The organism is Bacteroides helcogenes P 36-108, from assembly GCF_000186225.1.
Lineage (GTDB): Bacteria > Bacteroidota > Bacteroidia > Bacteroidales > Bacteroidaceae > Bacteroides > Bacteroides helcogenes.
This window is the reverse complement of record NC_014933.1, coordinates 2627226-2642714: the sequence shown is the minus strand read 5'-3', so window position 1 is coordinate 2642714 and position 15489 is coordinate 2627226. Positions and strand designations below refer to the sequence as shown.

Annotated in this window: 15 protein-coding genes; all 15 read right to left on the bottom strand. The window is 34.2% G+C overall.

Annotated elements, in window-relative coordinates:
• Nucleotides 1–15: 15 nt before the first annotated feature.
• On the bottom strand, nucleotides 16–747 hold the full coding sequence (locus tag BACHE_RS10720; protein WP_013547723.1) for a glycosyltransferase family 2 protein: 732 nt from the start codon (nucleotides 745–747) through the stop codon (nucleotides 16–18).
• Between the two features lie 19 nt (nucleotides 748–766).
• Nucleotides 767–1495, bottom strand: a complete 729-nt coding sequence (locus BACHE_RS10715; RefSeq protein ID WP_013547722.1) for a glycosyltransferase — start codon at nucleotides 1493–1495, stop codon at nucleotides 767–769.
• Between the two features lie 147 nt (nucleotides 1496–1642).
• The gene (locus BACHE_RS10710; protein ID WP_013547721.1) at nucleotides 1643–2716 is read right to left on the bottom strand and encodes a hypothetical protein; all 1074 of its coding nucleotides are present in this window, start codon (nucleotides 2714–2716) and stop codon (nucleotides 1643–1645) included.
• The gene (locus BACHE_RS10705) at nucleotides 2691–3863 is read right to left on the bottom strand and encodes a glycosyltransferase family 4 protein (RefSeq protein WP_013547720.1); all 1173 of its coding nucleotides are present in this window, start codon (nucleotides 3861–3863) and stop codon (nucleotides 2691–2693) included. The genes BACHE_RS10710 and BACHE_RS10705 overlap by 26 nt, the downstream gene beginning before the upstream one ends.
• Complete coding sequence (locus tag BACHE_RS10700) at nucleotides 3850–5130, bottom strand: nucleotide sugar dehydrogenase (protein WP_013547719.1); 1281 nt, start codon at nucleotides 5128–5130, stop codon at nucleotides 3850–3852. Before BACHE_RS10700 ends, BACHE_RS10705 begins: the two co-directional genes overlap by 14 nt.
• 21 nt (nucleotides 5131–5151) lie before the next feature.
• Nucleotides 5152–6270, bottom strand: a complete 1119-nt coding sequence (locus BACHE_RS10695; RefSeq protein WP_013547718.1) for a DegT/DnrJ/EryC1/StrS family aminotransferase — start codon at nucleotides 6268–6270, stop codon at nucleotides 5152–5154.
• Entirely contained in the window at nucleotides 6267–7262 is a 996-nt protein-coding gene (locus BACHE_RS10690) for a GNAT family N-acetyltransferase (protein WP_013547717.1), read from the bottom strand. Before BACHE_RS10690 ends, BACHE_RS10695 begins: the two co-directional genes overlap by 4 nt.
• A 6-nt stretch (nucleotides 7263–7268) precedes the next feature.
• The gene (locus BACHE_RS10685; protein ID WP_013547716.1) at nucleotides 7269–8714 is read right to left on the bottom strand and encodes a lipopolysaccharide biosynthesis protein; all 1446 of its coding nucleotides are present in this window, start codon (nucleotides 8712–8714) and stop codon (nucleotides 7269–7271) included.
• A 1-nt stretch (nucleotide 8715) separates the two neighbouring features.
• Nucleotides 8716–10050 carry a hypothetical protein gene (locus BACHE_RS10680; RefSeq protein ID WP_013547715.1) on the bottom strand — a complete coding sequence of 445 codons (1335 nt, stop codon included), beginning with the start codon at nucleotides 10048–10050 and terminating at the stop codon, nucleotides 8716–8718.
• On the bottom strand, nucleotides 10047–11210 hold the full coding sequence (locus tag BACHE_RS10675) for an acylneuraminate cytidylyltransferase (RefSeq protein ID WP_013547714.1): 1164 nt from the start codon (nucleotides 11208–11210) through the stop codon (nucleotides 10047–10049). Before BACHE_RS10675 ends, BACHE_RS10680 begins: the two co-directional genes overlap by 4 nt.
• Before the next feature lie 15 nt (nucleotides 11211–11225).
• Nucleotides 11226–12098, bottom strand: coding sequence for an N-acetylneuraminate synthase family protein (locus tag BACHE_RS10670; RefSeq protein ID WP_013547713.1), 873 nt, complete (start codon nucleotides 12096–12098; stop codon nucleotides 11226–11228).
• A gap of 292 nt (nucleotides 12099–12390) precedes the next feature.
• Nucleotides 12391–12876: a UpxZ family transcription anti-terminator antagonist gene (locus tag BACHE_RS10665; RefSeq protein WP_013547712.1), complete on the bottom strand. Its 486-nt coding sequence runs from the start codon at nucleotides 12874–12876 to the stop codon at nucleotides 12391–12393.
• A 135-nt stretch (nucleotides 12877–13011) separates the two neighbouring features.
• Nucleotides 13012–13548: a UpxY family transcription antiterminator gene (locus BACHE_RS10660; RefSeq protein ID WP_013547711.1), complete on the bottom strand. Its 537-nt coding sequence runs from the start codon at nucleotides 13546–13548 to the stop codon at nucleotides 13012–13014.
• Between the two features lie 362 nt (nucleotides 13549–13910).
• A complete protein-coding gene (locus BACHE_RS10655) occupies nucleotides 13911–15026 on the bottom strand; it encodes a PspC domain-containing protein (RefSeq protein WP_013547710.1) in 1116 nt (371 codons plus the stop codon).
• A gap of 64 nt (nucleotides 15027–15090) precedes the next feature.
• Nucleotides 15091–15417, bottom strand: a complete 327-nt coding sequence (locus tag BACHE_RS10650) for a PadR family transcriptional regulator (protein ID WP_013547709.1) — start codon at nucleotides 15415–15417, stop codon at nucleotides 15091–15093.
• Between the last annotated feature and the right edge of the window lie 72 nt (nucleotides 15418–15489).

Sequence of the window (15489 nt, the reverse complement as noted above, 5' to 3'; positions counted from 1 at the left end):
GTATTTTTGTTAACACTAATAATTATGATGTGAACTAAAATAATAGTGGTCAGCATACCTCTTTATCAAACAAAAAAGTACATATACTCTATATTGAATACGATAGAGATATGGTAAGTTACTTTTTCCAAAAGCGCAACTCACATTATTTTCATGCCTCCTAAAGAGTATCAGATTTTTATTTAAAAAGAATACTTTAGAAAACAATTGACAACATCCACCTATCCAAATATCATGCATTGGTAATTTAGCAGGAAAAGGTAGAACGTAAGATAAGCATCTTCTATTTATGGCAATTAAACATCCTGTATAAGGGTTCTTCAATATGTAAGAGAATAAAGATCCCATTATATTATCACTATCATACAAATTTTCTTTTAAAGTTCTCAGAGAAGAATCCACGACTCTAGCGTTAGACATTACCAAATCATATTTATTCAAATAAGGTAATATTTCAGAAATTTTATCAGGAAGCCAAACATCGTCTTGATCCGAAAGAAATATAAAATCTCCACTACAGTGATTAATTGCATTTTCAAAATTGTATATTGGAGAATGAAATTTCTGATTAGGAAATATCTTTATTCTTCTATCCTGATATGAACTAATAATATTCATAGTACCATCTGTCGATGAATCATCTGAAATAATAATTTCATCTTCATCAGATAATTGATTCAATATAGAATCCAACTGTTCTTTTATGAACTTCTCTCCATTATAAGTAGCAATACAAACAGAAATCATTTACGTCTATAATCAAACATTATCTATTTTTCAAAAAACGATGTAATACATATACTATTTTCCCATATATAGCATAGCGTAATCCTAAATTGGCCTTCATGATAGAAAAGATATTATCATAAAATTTCGAATCAATGTTATTGCTACTTATTCCATCACCGGAAAAGACAGCAATTGTTATAGGTGTATATATAAACTTTATTTGAGGATTACTCCATAGTTGCAAATTCAAGAAATAATCAGCTACTATCTTATAATCCAAATTAAAAAGATACTGCAATAAATACTTTTTAGGATAAACTATGGACTGATGACAAATATTTTTATAACTCAATTTGTAAGCATTAAAATATCCATCATGCTTTTTACCCAAAGCGGACATATAACAGTTAAAATAATATATATTATTTGCATTATCTAATACATTTATCACTTTACCAAAGTCAGGAAGCAAGCAATCATCTGCACCTAAAAAATACACCCAATCATAACTTGCTATTTTAATCCCTTTATTCATTGCATCATATATGCCTGTATCTTTTTCACTTATCCATTTTATTTTTTTTTCACCATACAACCCTAAATTTACCATTTTCTCAAAGTGAGTTAAAATATCTAAAGTCTTATCAGAAGATGCTCCATCAATAACAAGTAATTCTAAATTAAGTATATCTAAGGATAAAACACTTGAAATTGCGGAACCTATTGTCTTTCCACTATTTAATGATACTATTATTACCGTTATCATATTTCAATTTGAATGTAGTGCTTGAAGAATAAAAAATAAGGGAGAAGCATATTAGAGGAAACATTTCCTCTATAGAAGGCCGTTGTAAATAATTTAAAGAAATAGCCAATAACAACAAAAGTTCATTACGTTTAATATACTTTACTGCTATATATAAAAATGGAATATAAAAAAAAGATAACCAAACAATCCATGCATAGCTAAATATGAATAGAAAGATGGGTATCCTAAATTATATTTATAAACATTATCTATTGAGAAGCCAACTCCCAAAATAGGAGAAGACTGGAAAGCCAGTTTCTGTAGAGGTATTGCAAAACTCCGATTATCTCCATTATAATTACCAGAAGCATCTTTCTCAAAACGATTAAAAATAAGTGTATCTAATCCTTTATTAATGTCATCATTCTGAATTACAAAATAGATTGACAGAGAAACAAACAGCATTCCAAGAACAAAGAATTTATTAATTTTAAAGAGTCCAATTCTAAACCAATAATATAAAATAGGAACTATAGTAATAATAAAAGCCATAGAAAATGTTAAGATTCCTCCTATAAAAAAAATAATTCTATATTTATTGGATTTAAAGGTGAATTCATTTAATACTAACAAATATATCAGGATTAATGCTAATGCCCCCGGTTCATCTGCAAAACCCGCAACTCTAATAAAAGTGAAGCTACCAAATAAATAACGAGCATTAGTTGCACCAAGAGGAAAGTATAAATAATGCATACGACCATCCTGCTTTAGAAAATCTATGGAAGGCCATTGTATTCCTATCAATAATATTAAAAATAAAATTATTGACATCAATACAGTTAATGCATTCACTTTCATAAACACATTTAGATATTTTTCATATTTCTTCCTTATAATTAAACAGCTTCCTAATACATAAATACATTTCATGGTCATTCCGACATCTTTACGAAAGTCTGATAACTCTTGAGCCACTGCAATCATTAAACATCCATAGAATATAAATGATAACATAAATACCAAAACAACTTTCATCCAAATATCTATATGGCTATCAAGATAGCAATAAGCCAACAAAAAAATACCTATTGATAAGCCACCAGAAACTAATGCATAAGAATGTCCAAACAAATAATACCCGATATATGGGGCAGAAGTAAAACATGTTAAGACAGACAAGACAACTAAAACATCAAATATTTTAAGTCTGCTACATTTTCTCACAAACAAATTCATATAAATTCATTATGTGTTCTACATTTTTTTCTATCGTGTATTTGGATCTTGCTTCTAATTGGGCTCTTTCTGATAGTGTTGCTATAAGCTGCGGAGAATCAAATAAATGCAACAATTTTTCACACAACTGTTCAATATTATTCAATTCAAATATCATACCATTTTCCCCATCTCTAATAATCTCTATATTAGCACCGGAATTGCTAACGACAGGTACAAGCCGAGATAGCATATATTCTATAGTAACTCTCCCAAAAGCTTCATACTCAGAAGCAAGTACACCAATCTTGCATTTTGCTAAATGCTCACTGACATTATTGCAATAACCATGTAGGGAAACATAATGTGAAATACCAGATTCGGCAATTAACCTTTTAATTAGTTTTTCATATGACTGATCTTCTGAAAATGCACCCAAAATATGCAAATGGATATTTCTTATCTTATATTCATTTACCAATTTAGCCACAGCTCGTATAACTATATCTTGATGTTTTCCCGGACTTATTATACCCACTAAAGCAATATTGAATATTGTTTTTTCATCAGATAAACAAGCATAATATTTTATATCAACGCCATTATAAATTAAAGCAATATTTGTCTTAGATAATTTTTCTTCACAATACTCACCTAAAGACTTTGATATTACCACAATATAATCTGAGCACTTTGCATATAACCAGTATTGATAAGAATCCCCCCAATTATAAGACCAATGAAAATGTTGCTTCACGAACTCCCTAAAATGCCATATATGAGGAACTCGTAATAAAACAGACAAATAAGCACCTACATTCAAAACACTAGAATTGGAATGAACCAGTGCAATATTCTGATTCCGGAACTTATAAAAAAAATAAAGTACACAAGAGAAATTAATTACTTCACGTAACCAACCTTTCATTACATCGAAAAGGTTTTTCCTATCAAATGTAGAGGCTCTAAAATGGCATACATAATATTTGATGCCATAAGCTTCTAATTCTTTTGTTAATGCGCCATATAAAGGGACTAATACTACCGGATCAAAACATAACTTATTCTTTACAGCTATTACAACTGATAAAAGTGAACGATTAGCTCCTAAAAGTTCTGAATAGTGTGTAACATATAAGATAATAGGCTTCTTTTTATAATCTTCCATCAACTACTTCTCTATTTAAAACACCCTTTACATCATATACTACCCCATTTTTATCCTTCAGAAATGAGCGTATATCAATGGACACAAATTCTTTATGAGCTACAGCCAATACCACGGCATCAAATTTTCCCTTCAATGAATCGAACGAATTGGCAGACAAATTCACACCATACTCATATTTAACCCTATCAGCATCTGCCCAAGGATCATATACGGTGATGTTTTTTGTATATTCCTCTAATGTGTGGTATATATCAATAACCTTGGTGTTACGCACATCCGGACAATTTTCCTTAAATGTGAAACCTAAAATCAAAATTTTACTATCCTTAACCAACACCCCTTTCTTGTTCATCAACTTTATCGCTTGATTGCCTACATAATCACCCATACCGTCATTCAAGCGACGTGCAGAAAACATCACACGGGGCAGCACGCCATACACTTGTGCTTTCTGAATCAAATAATAAGGATCCACACTTATACAATGTCCACCAACCAAGCCCGGTTTCAACTTGATAAAGTTCCATTTAGAGGCAGCAGCCTCTATCACATCATTAGTATCAATACCCATTGCATTGAATATCTTCGCCAATTCATTCATAAAAGCGATATTCACATCACGCTGAGAATTCTCTATGATCTTCGATGCTTCCGCCACCTTGATATTTGGCGCTTTATGAGTGCCATTCACCAATACCGAATTATAAACCGCATCCACAACATCTGCAATCTCCGGAGTAGAACCTGATGTTACTTTTTTTATCTTCTCTACCGTATGAAATTTATCTCCGGGATTGATACGTTCGGGAGAATAACCGGCAAAGAAGTCTTCATTAAACTTCAAACCTGATACACGTTCCACCACAGGCAAGCATTCCTCCTCAGTGACCCCAGGATAAACAGTAGATTCATAAACCACAATGTCACCTTTCTTGATAACTTTACCCACCGTCTCGCTGGCTCCCCATAAAGGACGAAGATCTGGACGATTATTGTCATCCACAGGAGTAGGAACTGCAACCACATAAAAATTGCAGTCACGAATTTTATCCATATTTGTAGTACATATAAACCCGTGATTGTAAATGGCATCTTGTAACAATTCATCAGACACTTCAAATGTAGAATCATGGCCAGACATTAAGTAATCCACACGCTTTTGGTCCATATCAAAACCAATGGTTTGATACTTAGTGGAAAAAAGACGGGCCAAAGGTAGCCCTACATAACCGAGACCGATTACGCAAATTTTTATTGAGTCCATTATGTGTAAAATGTTTATTTATTATATATTCCTATACCATATAGGCAGATTTACATAGTCTTCAATAACAGAAGCAGCTATAGGATATTCCAATTTATTCTTACATATTAAGTTTGGCCAATTATACAAAGCTATTTCTTTACCTTCTTTTTCAATTTGAAGATTATCCTCAATCAAACAACGCTTACCAAGGGAACATTCTATCCTTTCGTCAGTGAGATACGAAGGCAATTTTATCTTGTGTTTCAAACAATAATCTACCAATCTATGATTAGTCGAAGTAAACTGTGTCATTTGCTGAAGAATATAATTCCTTTGAATATCAGACATCCTTTTAATTGGGCTACTACCTCCTCTTAGCCTTAGTTTTGCGAAAAGAATACCTATTTTAGAGTACAATAGCCAGTGAAGATACTTTATATTTAAAGAAAGAGGATAGTACTCCAGTAAAAAATCATCCCATATCGTACCTGTTCTGAAATCACGGTCATAAAACTGTGGATCCAGAAGTTTATTCATCCAATACAATTTGTTCAGTAATTTCTTTCCAATATAATTATTTTCTTTAGGCAATTGATTATAGGCTAACAATGCTTTTTGAGACAAATCGGCTGATACTTTAAGCATCCCTCCAGAGGCCGCTGCTATGGGCTTATCAAAAAAGAAACTATAAAAATAATTTTCAGATAAATCTTCCAAACATTTATCTGATACTTTCGCCCTAAAAGTTTGGCAAAGATCATCTATTAAAACCACTCCATGGTTTTTGCACAGTTTCTTAATTTCAACATAATCAGGATTTGGAATACCACAAATGTGAGTCAGTACAAGTACATCAATCGAATGTATATGTTGACTAACAATATCAATAGTTGTTGTAAAGAAGTCCTTATTAATATCCATAAATACCGGAATGCAACCAGATGTATTTACGGCCTCTAATACTGTAGAGCATGTAAAGACTTGAAGCCCTATCCGTTTGCCACTCCCCAAAAGACTCAGAAAAAATCTTAATGAGGACGAACCACTATTGAAAAAAAACAGATTTTCTGGTTGGGATGGACTTTCCTGCAAATCCCTATTGTTCAATAGAGCCAATAATAGTCTTTCATCAATATCAGGACGTGATCGTACTATCATACTCTTCCCAATAATTTTCTTATAGCCATTTTACATTCTTCCCATGCCGTATCAAATCCATATTGAATTACAAAAAACTGGCGTGGGATAGCACTGAAATTGCGAAAATTACGTTCTACATGCTCTATCATAGAACCGCCAAAATTAAAAAAACGCACCTTATCGGCAAAATACCGAATTGCATACCATGTTAAGTAAGTATGCCCTCCACTATCGCGCAATTTATCATCGCTCGCTCCCAACCAATAATATACTTCTCTGTTATTATGAAGATAGAAAGCAATGGCATGTGTCTGATTCTCGCCATCAACAATTTTCAGCAGTGTCCCCATACCCCTCTTCATCACCTCGTTATGGAGCCTACGAACCATTTCATTAGAATAAGGTTTGCTCACCCCTTGCCGTTGATACGTTTTATCAGATTCTGTTAAATACTCCTCTACGTCATCCACCTTGACGACTCTCAAATCCGACTTTTTCTCTACCTTATTCAAAATCCATTTGTGTCCTTTGCTGAAACGTTTGAATTCCTCCTCAAGTACATAGTTGGAATAGTCTATCACATAAGTATAACGGGTAGTTTGCTTAAAACCTTTCCAGTAGAGAGGCAACCAGTAATCGTAATTGTAGTTGAAACAGATGGAAAATCGTTTGAAGTCTTTCAGCACAAAATCTACAATTTGATTAGAATACTCCTTTTGATTAGTAAGTTGTTTTTGAAGACGCATATTATTACGTTTGCTCATATCCTCATATAACATACCCAATGACTGAGTCAATAAAGGCTGGCGAATAGTGCCTGTAGAAAAAAATGGCAATGATATACCAGCGACTATTAGATTATCATCATCAAGCAGTGCACAAATTTTATAATCTCCATCTGTTATTGTTTCTAACCACCAAGAATAATCCCAAATGAACCCTTGAGGAGATTGATTCACAAAGCGATTCCACGCTTCATAATCATCCCTTGATAAATAGCGTACGGTCATATATGCTTATTTCTTTTTGAATATTTGATTTTTGAATAAACGCAAACTATCTCTATAAAGATAAAATATGGCACCAACAATGCTATGTGTAAAAATTATTTTCAGCATTAGCCTAAGCCCCCAGTTATCTATTAGCTGAAGGAAAAAAATCATAGTACACAAAAGAAAGAAAACAACACAAGTCAAATACATTTTCTTCCAATGATATCTAAGATAAGGAACCAACTTCATCGATAAAATCAATGCAAGCATTGAACTTACAAATTGTGATAGTAGGAATGACAAACCTGCACCTATATAATTATAATGAGGAATAAGAATTATATTAAATATAAAATTCAGAAAAACAGTAGAAAGACTTATAATCATTACATATTTAGTGTAAGATAAAAATAGAGACTTGGAAAAAAAGAAATATAATCCATTTAATACATAGCCAAATGTTATAAAGACAATAGGTTGCCAAGAAGAATAGAATTCTTCTGTTGTCATGAGTTGTATCAGCTCAGGTGAAAACATAGTTATAAGCAAAGCTGCCAAACAGCATAGTACATTAGATATTTCCGCAAACTTATATATTGGTTCATAACTCAATGATTCATCTTTCTTTTCCAACTTTTGATAAAGCCAAGGAGTAAAAGCTTGATTAATGCTTGAAGTAACTAAATTAAGTATATTACCGAACTGATTTGCTATACCATACAAACCAACTTGTTGAATCCCCACAATCCTATTTAGAAGTACACGATCTAACATAACCGATAAATACCCTGATACAGAATGAGGGATCAATGGTATCGAATATTTCATGGCAGAAACTGCCATCTTTTTATTGATTAGCAGTGTGACATGAGGTAAAAAGCTGATGATAGAGTATACGAAGAAAATCACCGAAACTATGAATGAAGATAGTATCATACCGAAAACACCTTGATGAAACACTATCAACATGAGTAAATTCAGAGAGACCTGCAACAGAAAGTTGGATATCAAATTCAATGTATATTTTGTACCATCTTGTATACACTGAAGCCATTGTTGATAAAGCAAATACAAAGGACTAAGCATCGTTCCCAATATAGCTAAAAGCAACAATGGATAAAAAGATATTCCTTCCGCCAAAGGAGTTAGAAAAAAATCATGAAAAAGGATGAAAAATAATCCCCAAAACATGGAATTGAAAAATACCATCAACAAAATAGTACCCCAAACAACAGCCTGCCCTTTAATCTTAACATATTTAAAATGATAACGTGCCGCAGCTCCATGAAGTGAAACAAGAAACAAAATGGAAAGAAAACCAGTAATGGAAGTAATCAAATTCATTGTACCATAGTCTTTCGGTCTCAAATAGGTTGTGTAAATTGGCAATAACAAAAAGCCAGTCCCTTTTTGTAGCAATGCACAAAAAGTATATAAAGATGAATTTTTGAGTATCTTATTTATTGCCATGTCATTTAATATAATCCTTTAATGTCTGCTTTACTTTCTCCTCAAATCCATTGGCCCACAAACTACTTGAATCTACAGAATTACAATTGTCCAGATCTACCATGCTCAATTCGGCCGCAGATTTCACCCAAACACCAATATCCGTAGGAAAATATTTACGTACTATTGGAGCATCTATAATAACAATCTTTTTATAAAAGGCCATCGCCTCAAATAAACACGTGGAATAACCACCCACAACATAATGAGTTCGAGAAAGATCCTTATAAAGATTGATTTCTGAAAATGATAGAGAAAGATTCGGATATTTATCTACATCCTTTTCATAGAATTCAACTACGTCACGGGGATGTAATCTTAGAACAATTTTCTTTTCAGGGTAAAGAGATGCCAAATCTTTTATAAAAGGCAATATATATTCTCGTATGGCTGGTTGGGAAATAATTAAAAAATCATTTATCACTTCTTCATTGGCATATTGTTTAATATATTGATTCAAATGAGGATTACCAACTGGAATAATTTCATATTTCCAATTTACATATTGACTCCAATATTCACCGAAACTATATAAAACGTCCGGAAGATAAGTTGCATATTCCTTATCTTTTGCTATAAAATCGTCCGCATGGTAACCCAAATGCGATTGCGAAATAGCCCCATGTTGCATTTCCGCCACCTTTATATCTAAATCATGAGCCGCCTTGATAAGTGGAGCGTAAGTTTCACCATATGATCCACAATTTACAGCTATCCATTTGCATTTTGTTTTTTTCAATAGCCATTTAATCAAAAAGTAGTATATACGATGAAAATAATCCAAACGTCCTAAATATTCAATAGTATAAAGACCCGGATAATTTTTAACTACATATTCAAAATCAATTCTTTTTACAGGCTTAATCTTATTAAAAAGGCAACTAAGCGTAAACGCAATGAATAACAAATAGTTATTTATGAACGACATTGACTCATAAGAATCTTTAGTTCGCCATCTAAATTCATCATCAGCATCTTCAATCAACAAACTATCATTAGGAAACAAATCATAATAATAACCATCCATAGAGTTATAGTAGGTACCCTTCTTACCCTCCACTTCTATATTAAAAAGAGTGGAAGAAAAAAAAACAAGCTTTTTCTTCTTCACTCCTATTTGGGAAAGATTACTAAATAGTCTCAACAAAATAGTACCTTTAGAAACGGGAACTTTTACAGAAGATATTATATTCTCTTGATTTTTACTGCATAATAATTTATATCGCATAAATGGTAGCATCATCATACCATTGCTAAAACGCAACTCAAGCAATTTTTTATCTTCTAAATAATTCATTCTATAGCATTAATTATTTTTTCAGCAAATTCTCTCACACATCCTTCTCCACCTTTTTTATCCATCAATAGAATTCCATCTATCTGTTTCACTTTCTCACAAGCATCAGCAGGACAAGCTTTTATTCCTACAGCATCAAGTAATTTATAACAGTTTATATCATCACCTATGTAGGCCACTTCATCAAGTGATATACCTTCTTGATTGCAGACTTCCATTGCAGCCTCCAATTTGCCCTCTCCTCGCTTACCTTGAATTAAATAATCTATCTTCAATTTCTTAGCCCTATTATCTATAATTCGAGTATTTTCACTAGTTATTATGCCAGTTTTAATACCCGCTTCACGCAATAGCTGAAAACCCATTCCATCACGAGTATTGAATTTTTTAAGTTCATATCCCGTTTGAGCATAGTACATTCCTCCATCGGTCAGTGTTCCATCCACATCACTAATAAATAGTTTCACCTTTTTTGATTTTTCAATTTTTGAAAGCACATACTTCTGCATCAACTTTTCCAACACAATCCAATCATCAGGCTCATCTATTTCAATAGCGGTATATTGAGGCATCTCATAAATTCCTATATCTCCACTCAAACGATTTCTATTTTCAAGGATATTTTTCACCATATTAATATAAAATGCACCATTTTCCATCAACATACCCGCAAAATTTTGACGGCGTGGACGGTTACAATAATCATAATTCATACTTGTACCATCCTCATGCCAAAAAAAACGATAATTACGGACACAAGTCAACATCGAATCATATTTGTTCTGACCATACATAGATAGTGCTTCTGTAAAATGATGAGTTTCTGTTAAAGGTGAAGTAGCTTGAACCAACATAAAAATATCTGATTCATTGAGATTTGCATAGTCGATATACTCAAGCATCACACTCTCTGTACTTGCTGTATCAGAAGCATTCTCAGCTGAACGACGATAAATAGTAGTTTTCTTATATGATTGCGCTACTATTATGTTCTCTATTTTATCACTATCTGTAGCTATAATTATTTCATCCACCAAAGGACAACTTTCCAAAGCCTCAATATTCCAGCAAACCAAAGGTTTGCCACAAAAAGGTTTTATGTTTTTAAGAGGTATAGATTTACTTCCTCCCCTTACTGGTATAAACGCTATCGTTTTCATTCGTTCCTCAAACAATTACCACTTTACTTGATGTTTTTTCAACTTCTCACGTTGAATCTTCTCAATATCTAAAATATCTTCTTTTTTATAATCTAAAGCTTTCGCAACAGCTTTACAATCACGCACAAGTTTTCTTAACCCATCTGGTTCAAGTGAGGCTGCATGGTCTGTACCTTTCCACGTACGATCAAGTGTGTAATGTCGTTCAATCCACTCCGCACCCAATGCTACTGCGGCTGAATCAACAGCAATGCCTAAGTGATGTCCCGAAAATCCAATGGCATTTACTCTATTAGCATATAATTCACGTAATCGAGTTAATTCAAGCAAACATATATCTTCAAAAGGTACAGGATATCCAGATGTACAATCATAAACCACAAGATCTTTATTACGACCTTTAGATTCAAAATATTGTATAATTTTCTCTTCTTCTTGGCGAGTAGTCATCCCAAATGAGAGGTGAATTTCCCCCTCAAAATATTCACAAAGATATTCAAGCAAACCTTTATTTAAATTACAAGCAGAGGGTACCTTTATCAAATTGGGTTTTAAAGTACAAATCTCTTTAGCCGACGTGATATCCCATACAGAAGTAGAATATTCAATGCCATATTCTTGACACCATTTCTGCAACTGACGATGTTGATTAAGCGTAAATTCAAGGAACTCACGATGTTCACCATATGTAATGCCATAAGAATTTTCAGGATGAGGATGAGGTGCATTATATTCTTCCAACGTAAGAAGTTCCCTATTACAACGTTTTTGAAATTTTACAACATCTGCATTACAATATGTTGCAGCTGTCACTATTAATTCTTTTGCGATTGACATATCACCTTTGTGATTGCAACCAATTTCTGCGATAATTTTAGGAGTTTTCATTAAAATATCAGTTTTATGGATAATAGCACCATTTTATTTGTGCTCAAATTGGGATATAACCATAACGTAAGACAGTCAGAATGACATCTTACAAAAAATCACTATAAAAATTAATAAAAAATACTTACTAAAAACCCAATAGAGCAATTAACATCTTTATTATTTTATCGAATACTGTTTTACTAAGTTTAATACAGAAACATGTGAAACTTTTCATCATTATTCTTACAATGAAAATTATAGTATAACACATTCATACGCAAAACAGATCATGTAAAATCCAGAGCCGATATCATCCTTTTACTTCCTCAAATGGATACGGATTCGCCTCTATATTCTTCAACTCCTCTATAACCTCCGTTTGTTCTTTTGTCAAATTCTCCTTATTCCAGCCATCAATAATCGCATAAGCCTCTTGAAGCAAGGTAGCCTCATAGACCTCCCCATAGCAACAAGCCAACAAACGGACTTTCAATAAAGAAGCCGGAAGTTGTTCCAGAATTTCAGAGATGCGATCTAAGACAGCCTGCTTCTTTTGCCCTTTATCTCCATTATCATAGATTGTGGCATTGTAACCCATCAAAAGGGCAAGACACAGATTGGCTTCTTCTTCAACGCCAGAGCCTTTTTCAGAAAACAGAGAATCGGATTTGACAAGTACCTCTTTATTCAGACAACAAAAGTCATCAGAATAGACAGATTCACCATAAATGTCCAGATACATAAGATCATGAGCTCTTTGCTGAAGCTCAAGAGCACGAGAAAGTAAAGAATTCATCTTTGTATTGAGTTTTTATATTTACCGGGAAGAAAAGAAGATCCTTCGATAAAAACGGTATGACAAAGTATTATTGTCCTAAACAACATGCAGTTTATGACAATAAATATACAATAAAAAAAATAGTAAGAATAATCAATTTTTAATTACTTTCAGATAGGATTTGGGAACTTTGATACTTGCCACCAAGACGCCCGTAATACGGATGACAACATAGGTTTTATTAGCCTCTGTGGCAATTTCACCTTCAATGCCACTGAATTCCCCTTTTACAACCGTGACCTTCCTGCCGATAGTGAGAGGTTCGTTATCAAAGCTTACACCATCGGGATTCAAATCCATGACAAACATGAAGTCTTGCATCTGTTTGTCAGGAACTACCAACATGGAGTGTGTGGAAAGGTCTTTCATATAAAAGACTTGGACACCATAAATATTGGGAATGTCACAAGCAGACTGCTTAGTAGCATGGATAAAAATCAAACCACGGGCAACAGGTACGACACTACGCTTCCTGCGATATTTTAATTGCGTGACAACAGTGCGGGTAGGAAGATAGCATTCCACGTCCATTTTTTCCTCTAAATTCAGCTTCTCAATGCGCTTTTGGACGGCAAACTCTTGTTTGCTTAATGTACGGGCTGCAAACCAATATTTCTGTGTTTCAGACACTTGAGGAAGTCAATTAGATGATAGAAAGAAGATTCCGGATACGCTTCGCGGTCCGATCGAGACACTTGCTCTTTCAAAACCGCATTGGCAAAAAATGCCTATAAATCAACATCAACGAACAAGTCAGGAATAACTTTGCGTTCAATAGATGTTCGTTTAATGGACGCAAAGGTAATGTCAAGAAATGAAATTACAAAATATTCGAATAAAGAAAATAACTTTTTTTCAAGAAAGGATTTTCTTTTAAAGAATTAATATCTTGTCAGCACGATGTTAACTTCTCGCCGACAAGATATTAATTCACTGTTTTACAATATATTAATTCTTTATATTACACAATATTCATTCTTTTCCTTTCGTCATCAGATATGGAAAATACCAATTTCCGGAAAAGTAGCCCCTTGTACGGCAAAGCAGATACCGAAACAAGCGGCACTTACAATCCAAAGGATGACAAGCGTCCACTTCAGACCGACATTCATGGGTTGCCATTTAAATAGCTGGCTAAAGATGGCCCATACAAGGCTTACCAAAGGAATTCCTACCAACAAAATACCGGCTATGTACATCACAATGGCAGAAAGAGGTGAAGTAGGAAGCACTACATCGGCCATAGGAAAAAGAGAAATTAGCGCAGCACCACCACCAATGGCTACCGCAATTGCCACAAACAACAGAACCACAAATGCTATCCCGAATGCAAACAATACAGGACTACAAATAATGGCGAATATCACCAGACAGAGTTTCAGGAACCATCCGGCTACCATTACAAATGTATCCCCCACTTTTTGCAGGAATGTACGGGGTTTGTCGGACCTCATATAATCATTTACACCGTTGGAAACTTTCTCGAAACCATCGGTCACGGTTTTCCCTATATTTTCCACGGTAACGGCCTCACCGCGCATATGCAACTTCTCTGCCGCCGTACAGGCTTCCGGAATAACCAGCCAACATACAATATATACCGGTATCAAAGTGCCATAACCACAGATAAGGATAACAAGCAGCAACAAGCGAAGCAAAGTTACGTCCCACCCCAAATAAGCAGCCAGTCCACTGATGACACCACCCAGCATCTTATCGTCCGGATTACGGTAAAGGCGACGACGTGGCAAATTACTGTCAGCGGTACTACCGCCGTTCCATGAACCTGCACCATATCCGCTACCGGTATTTGTATTACTGGAAGCCGAACTGTCACTACCCTCTCCTGTTTCCATCTCTTCCGGTTTTCCCATGCGGGCAATCACCTCTTCCACATCAGCAATGGTGATGACTTGCGAACCGGCTGAAAGCTTCTCGGCAAACAGTTCGGAGATACGGCGTTCTATATCATCTACAATCTCATCTGCATCGGCCACCTTGCGAAAGTGCAGTTTGAGATTACTCAGGTAGTTATCCAAAAGGCGGTAAGCATCATCATCTATATTGAAAACTGTTCCGCCCAAGTTTACAGTTAATGTCTTTTTCATTGCTATATTTTTTATGATTTAACTATTTACTATTCGATTGAAAATTCCAAGTTCATTTCCAAATTTAACTGTTGGCTATATGATCAACCGTCTCACTCAGTTCCCTCCAGGAAATTTCCAGTTCACCAAGAAAAATTTCTCCTTTTTCCGTCAAGCAATAATACTTACGGGGTGGTCCCTGGGTGGACTCAATCCATTCATAGCCCAAAAGATCATCATTCTTCAAACGGGTGAGTAACGGATAAAGTGTCCCTTCCACTACAATCAACCGGGCTTCTTTCAACTTCTGGATAATATCCGAAGCATAAGCCGGTTCCTTGTGAAGCAATAGCATGATACAATACTCAAGCATGCCTTTACGCATCTGCGACTTTACATTATTTACATCCATTTTTATTTCTTTTCAAATTATATCAATATTTACCATATTCTATGTATTGCACAAATATATGCATTGCATAAA

Excerpts from the sequence above, each read along its gene's own strand:
- BACHE_RS10680 (WP_013547715.1), bottom strand. The coding sequence starts at position 10,050 with ATGAATTATTTAGAAGATAAAAAATTGCTTGAGTTGCGTTTTAGCAAT.
- BACHE_RS10720 (WP_013547723.1), bottom strand. The coding sequence starts at position 747 with ATGATTTCTGTTTGTATTGCTACTTATAATGGAGAGAAGTTCATAAAA.
- BACHE_RS10690 (WP_013547717.1), bottom strand. The coding sequence starts at position 7,262 with ATGACCGTACGCTATTTATCAAGGGATGATTATGAAGCGTGGAATCGC.
- BACHE_RS10675 (WP_013547714.1), bottom strand. The coding sequence starts at position 11,210 with ATGAAAACGATAGCGTTTATACCAGTAAGGGGAGGAAGTAAATCTATA.
- BACHE_RS10700 (WP_013547719.1), bottom strand. The coding sequence starts at position 5,130 with ATGGACTCAATAAAAATTTGCGTAATCGGTCTCGGTTATGTAGGGCTA.
- BACHE_RS10655 (WP_013547710.1), bottom strand. The coding sequence starts at position 15,026 with ATGAAAAAGACATTAACTGTAAACTTGGGCGGAACAGTTTTCAATATA.
- BACHE_RS10705 (WP_013547720.1), bottom strand. The coding sequence starts at position 3,863 with ATGGAAGATTATAAAAAGAAGCCTATTATCTTATATGTTACACACTAT.
- BACHE_RS10650 (WP_013547709.1), bottom strand. The coding sequence starts at position 15,417 with ATGGATGTAAATAATGTAAAGTCGCAGATGCGTAAAGGCATGCTTGAG.
- BACHE_RS10710 (WP_013547721.1), bottom strand. The coding sequence starts at position 2,716 with ATGAATTTGTTTGTGAGAAAATGTAGCAGACTTAAAATATTTGATGTT.
- BACHE_RS10715 (WP_013547722.1), bottom strand. The coding sequence starts at position 1,495 with ATGATAACGGTAATAATAGTATCATTAAATAGTGGAAAGACAATAGGT.
- BACHE_RS10670 (WP_013547713.1), bottom strand. The coding sequence starts at position 12,098 with ATGAAAACTCCTAAAATTATCGCAGAAATTGGTTGCAATCACAAAGGT.
- BACHE_RS10685 (WP_013547716.1), bottom strand. The coding sequence starts at position 8,714 with ATGGCAATAAATAAGATACTCAAAAATTCATCTTTATATACTTTTTGT.
- BACHE_RS10665 (WP_013547712.1), bottom strand. The coding sequence starts at position 12,876 with ATGAATTCTTTACTTTCTCGTGCTCTTGAGCTTCAGCAAAGAGCTCAT.
- BACHE_RS10695 (WP_013547718.1), bottom strand. The coding sequence starts at position 6,270 with ATGATAGTACGATCACGTCCTGATATTGATGAAAGACTATTATTGGCT.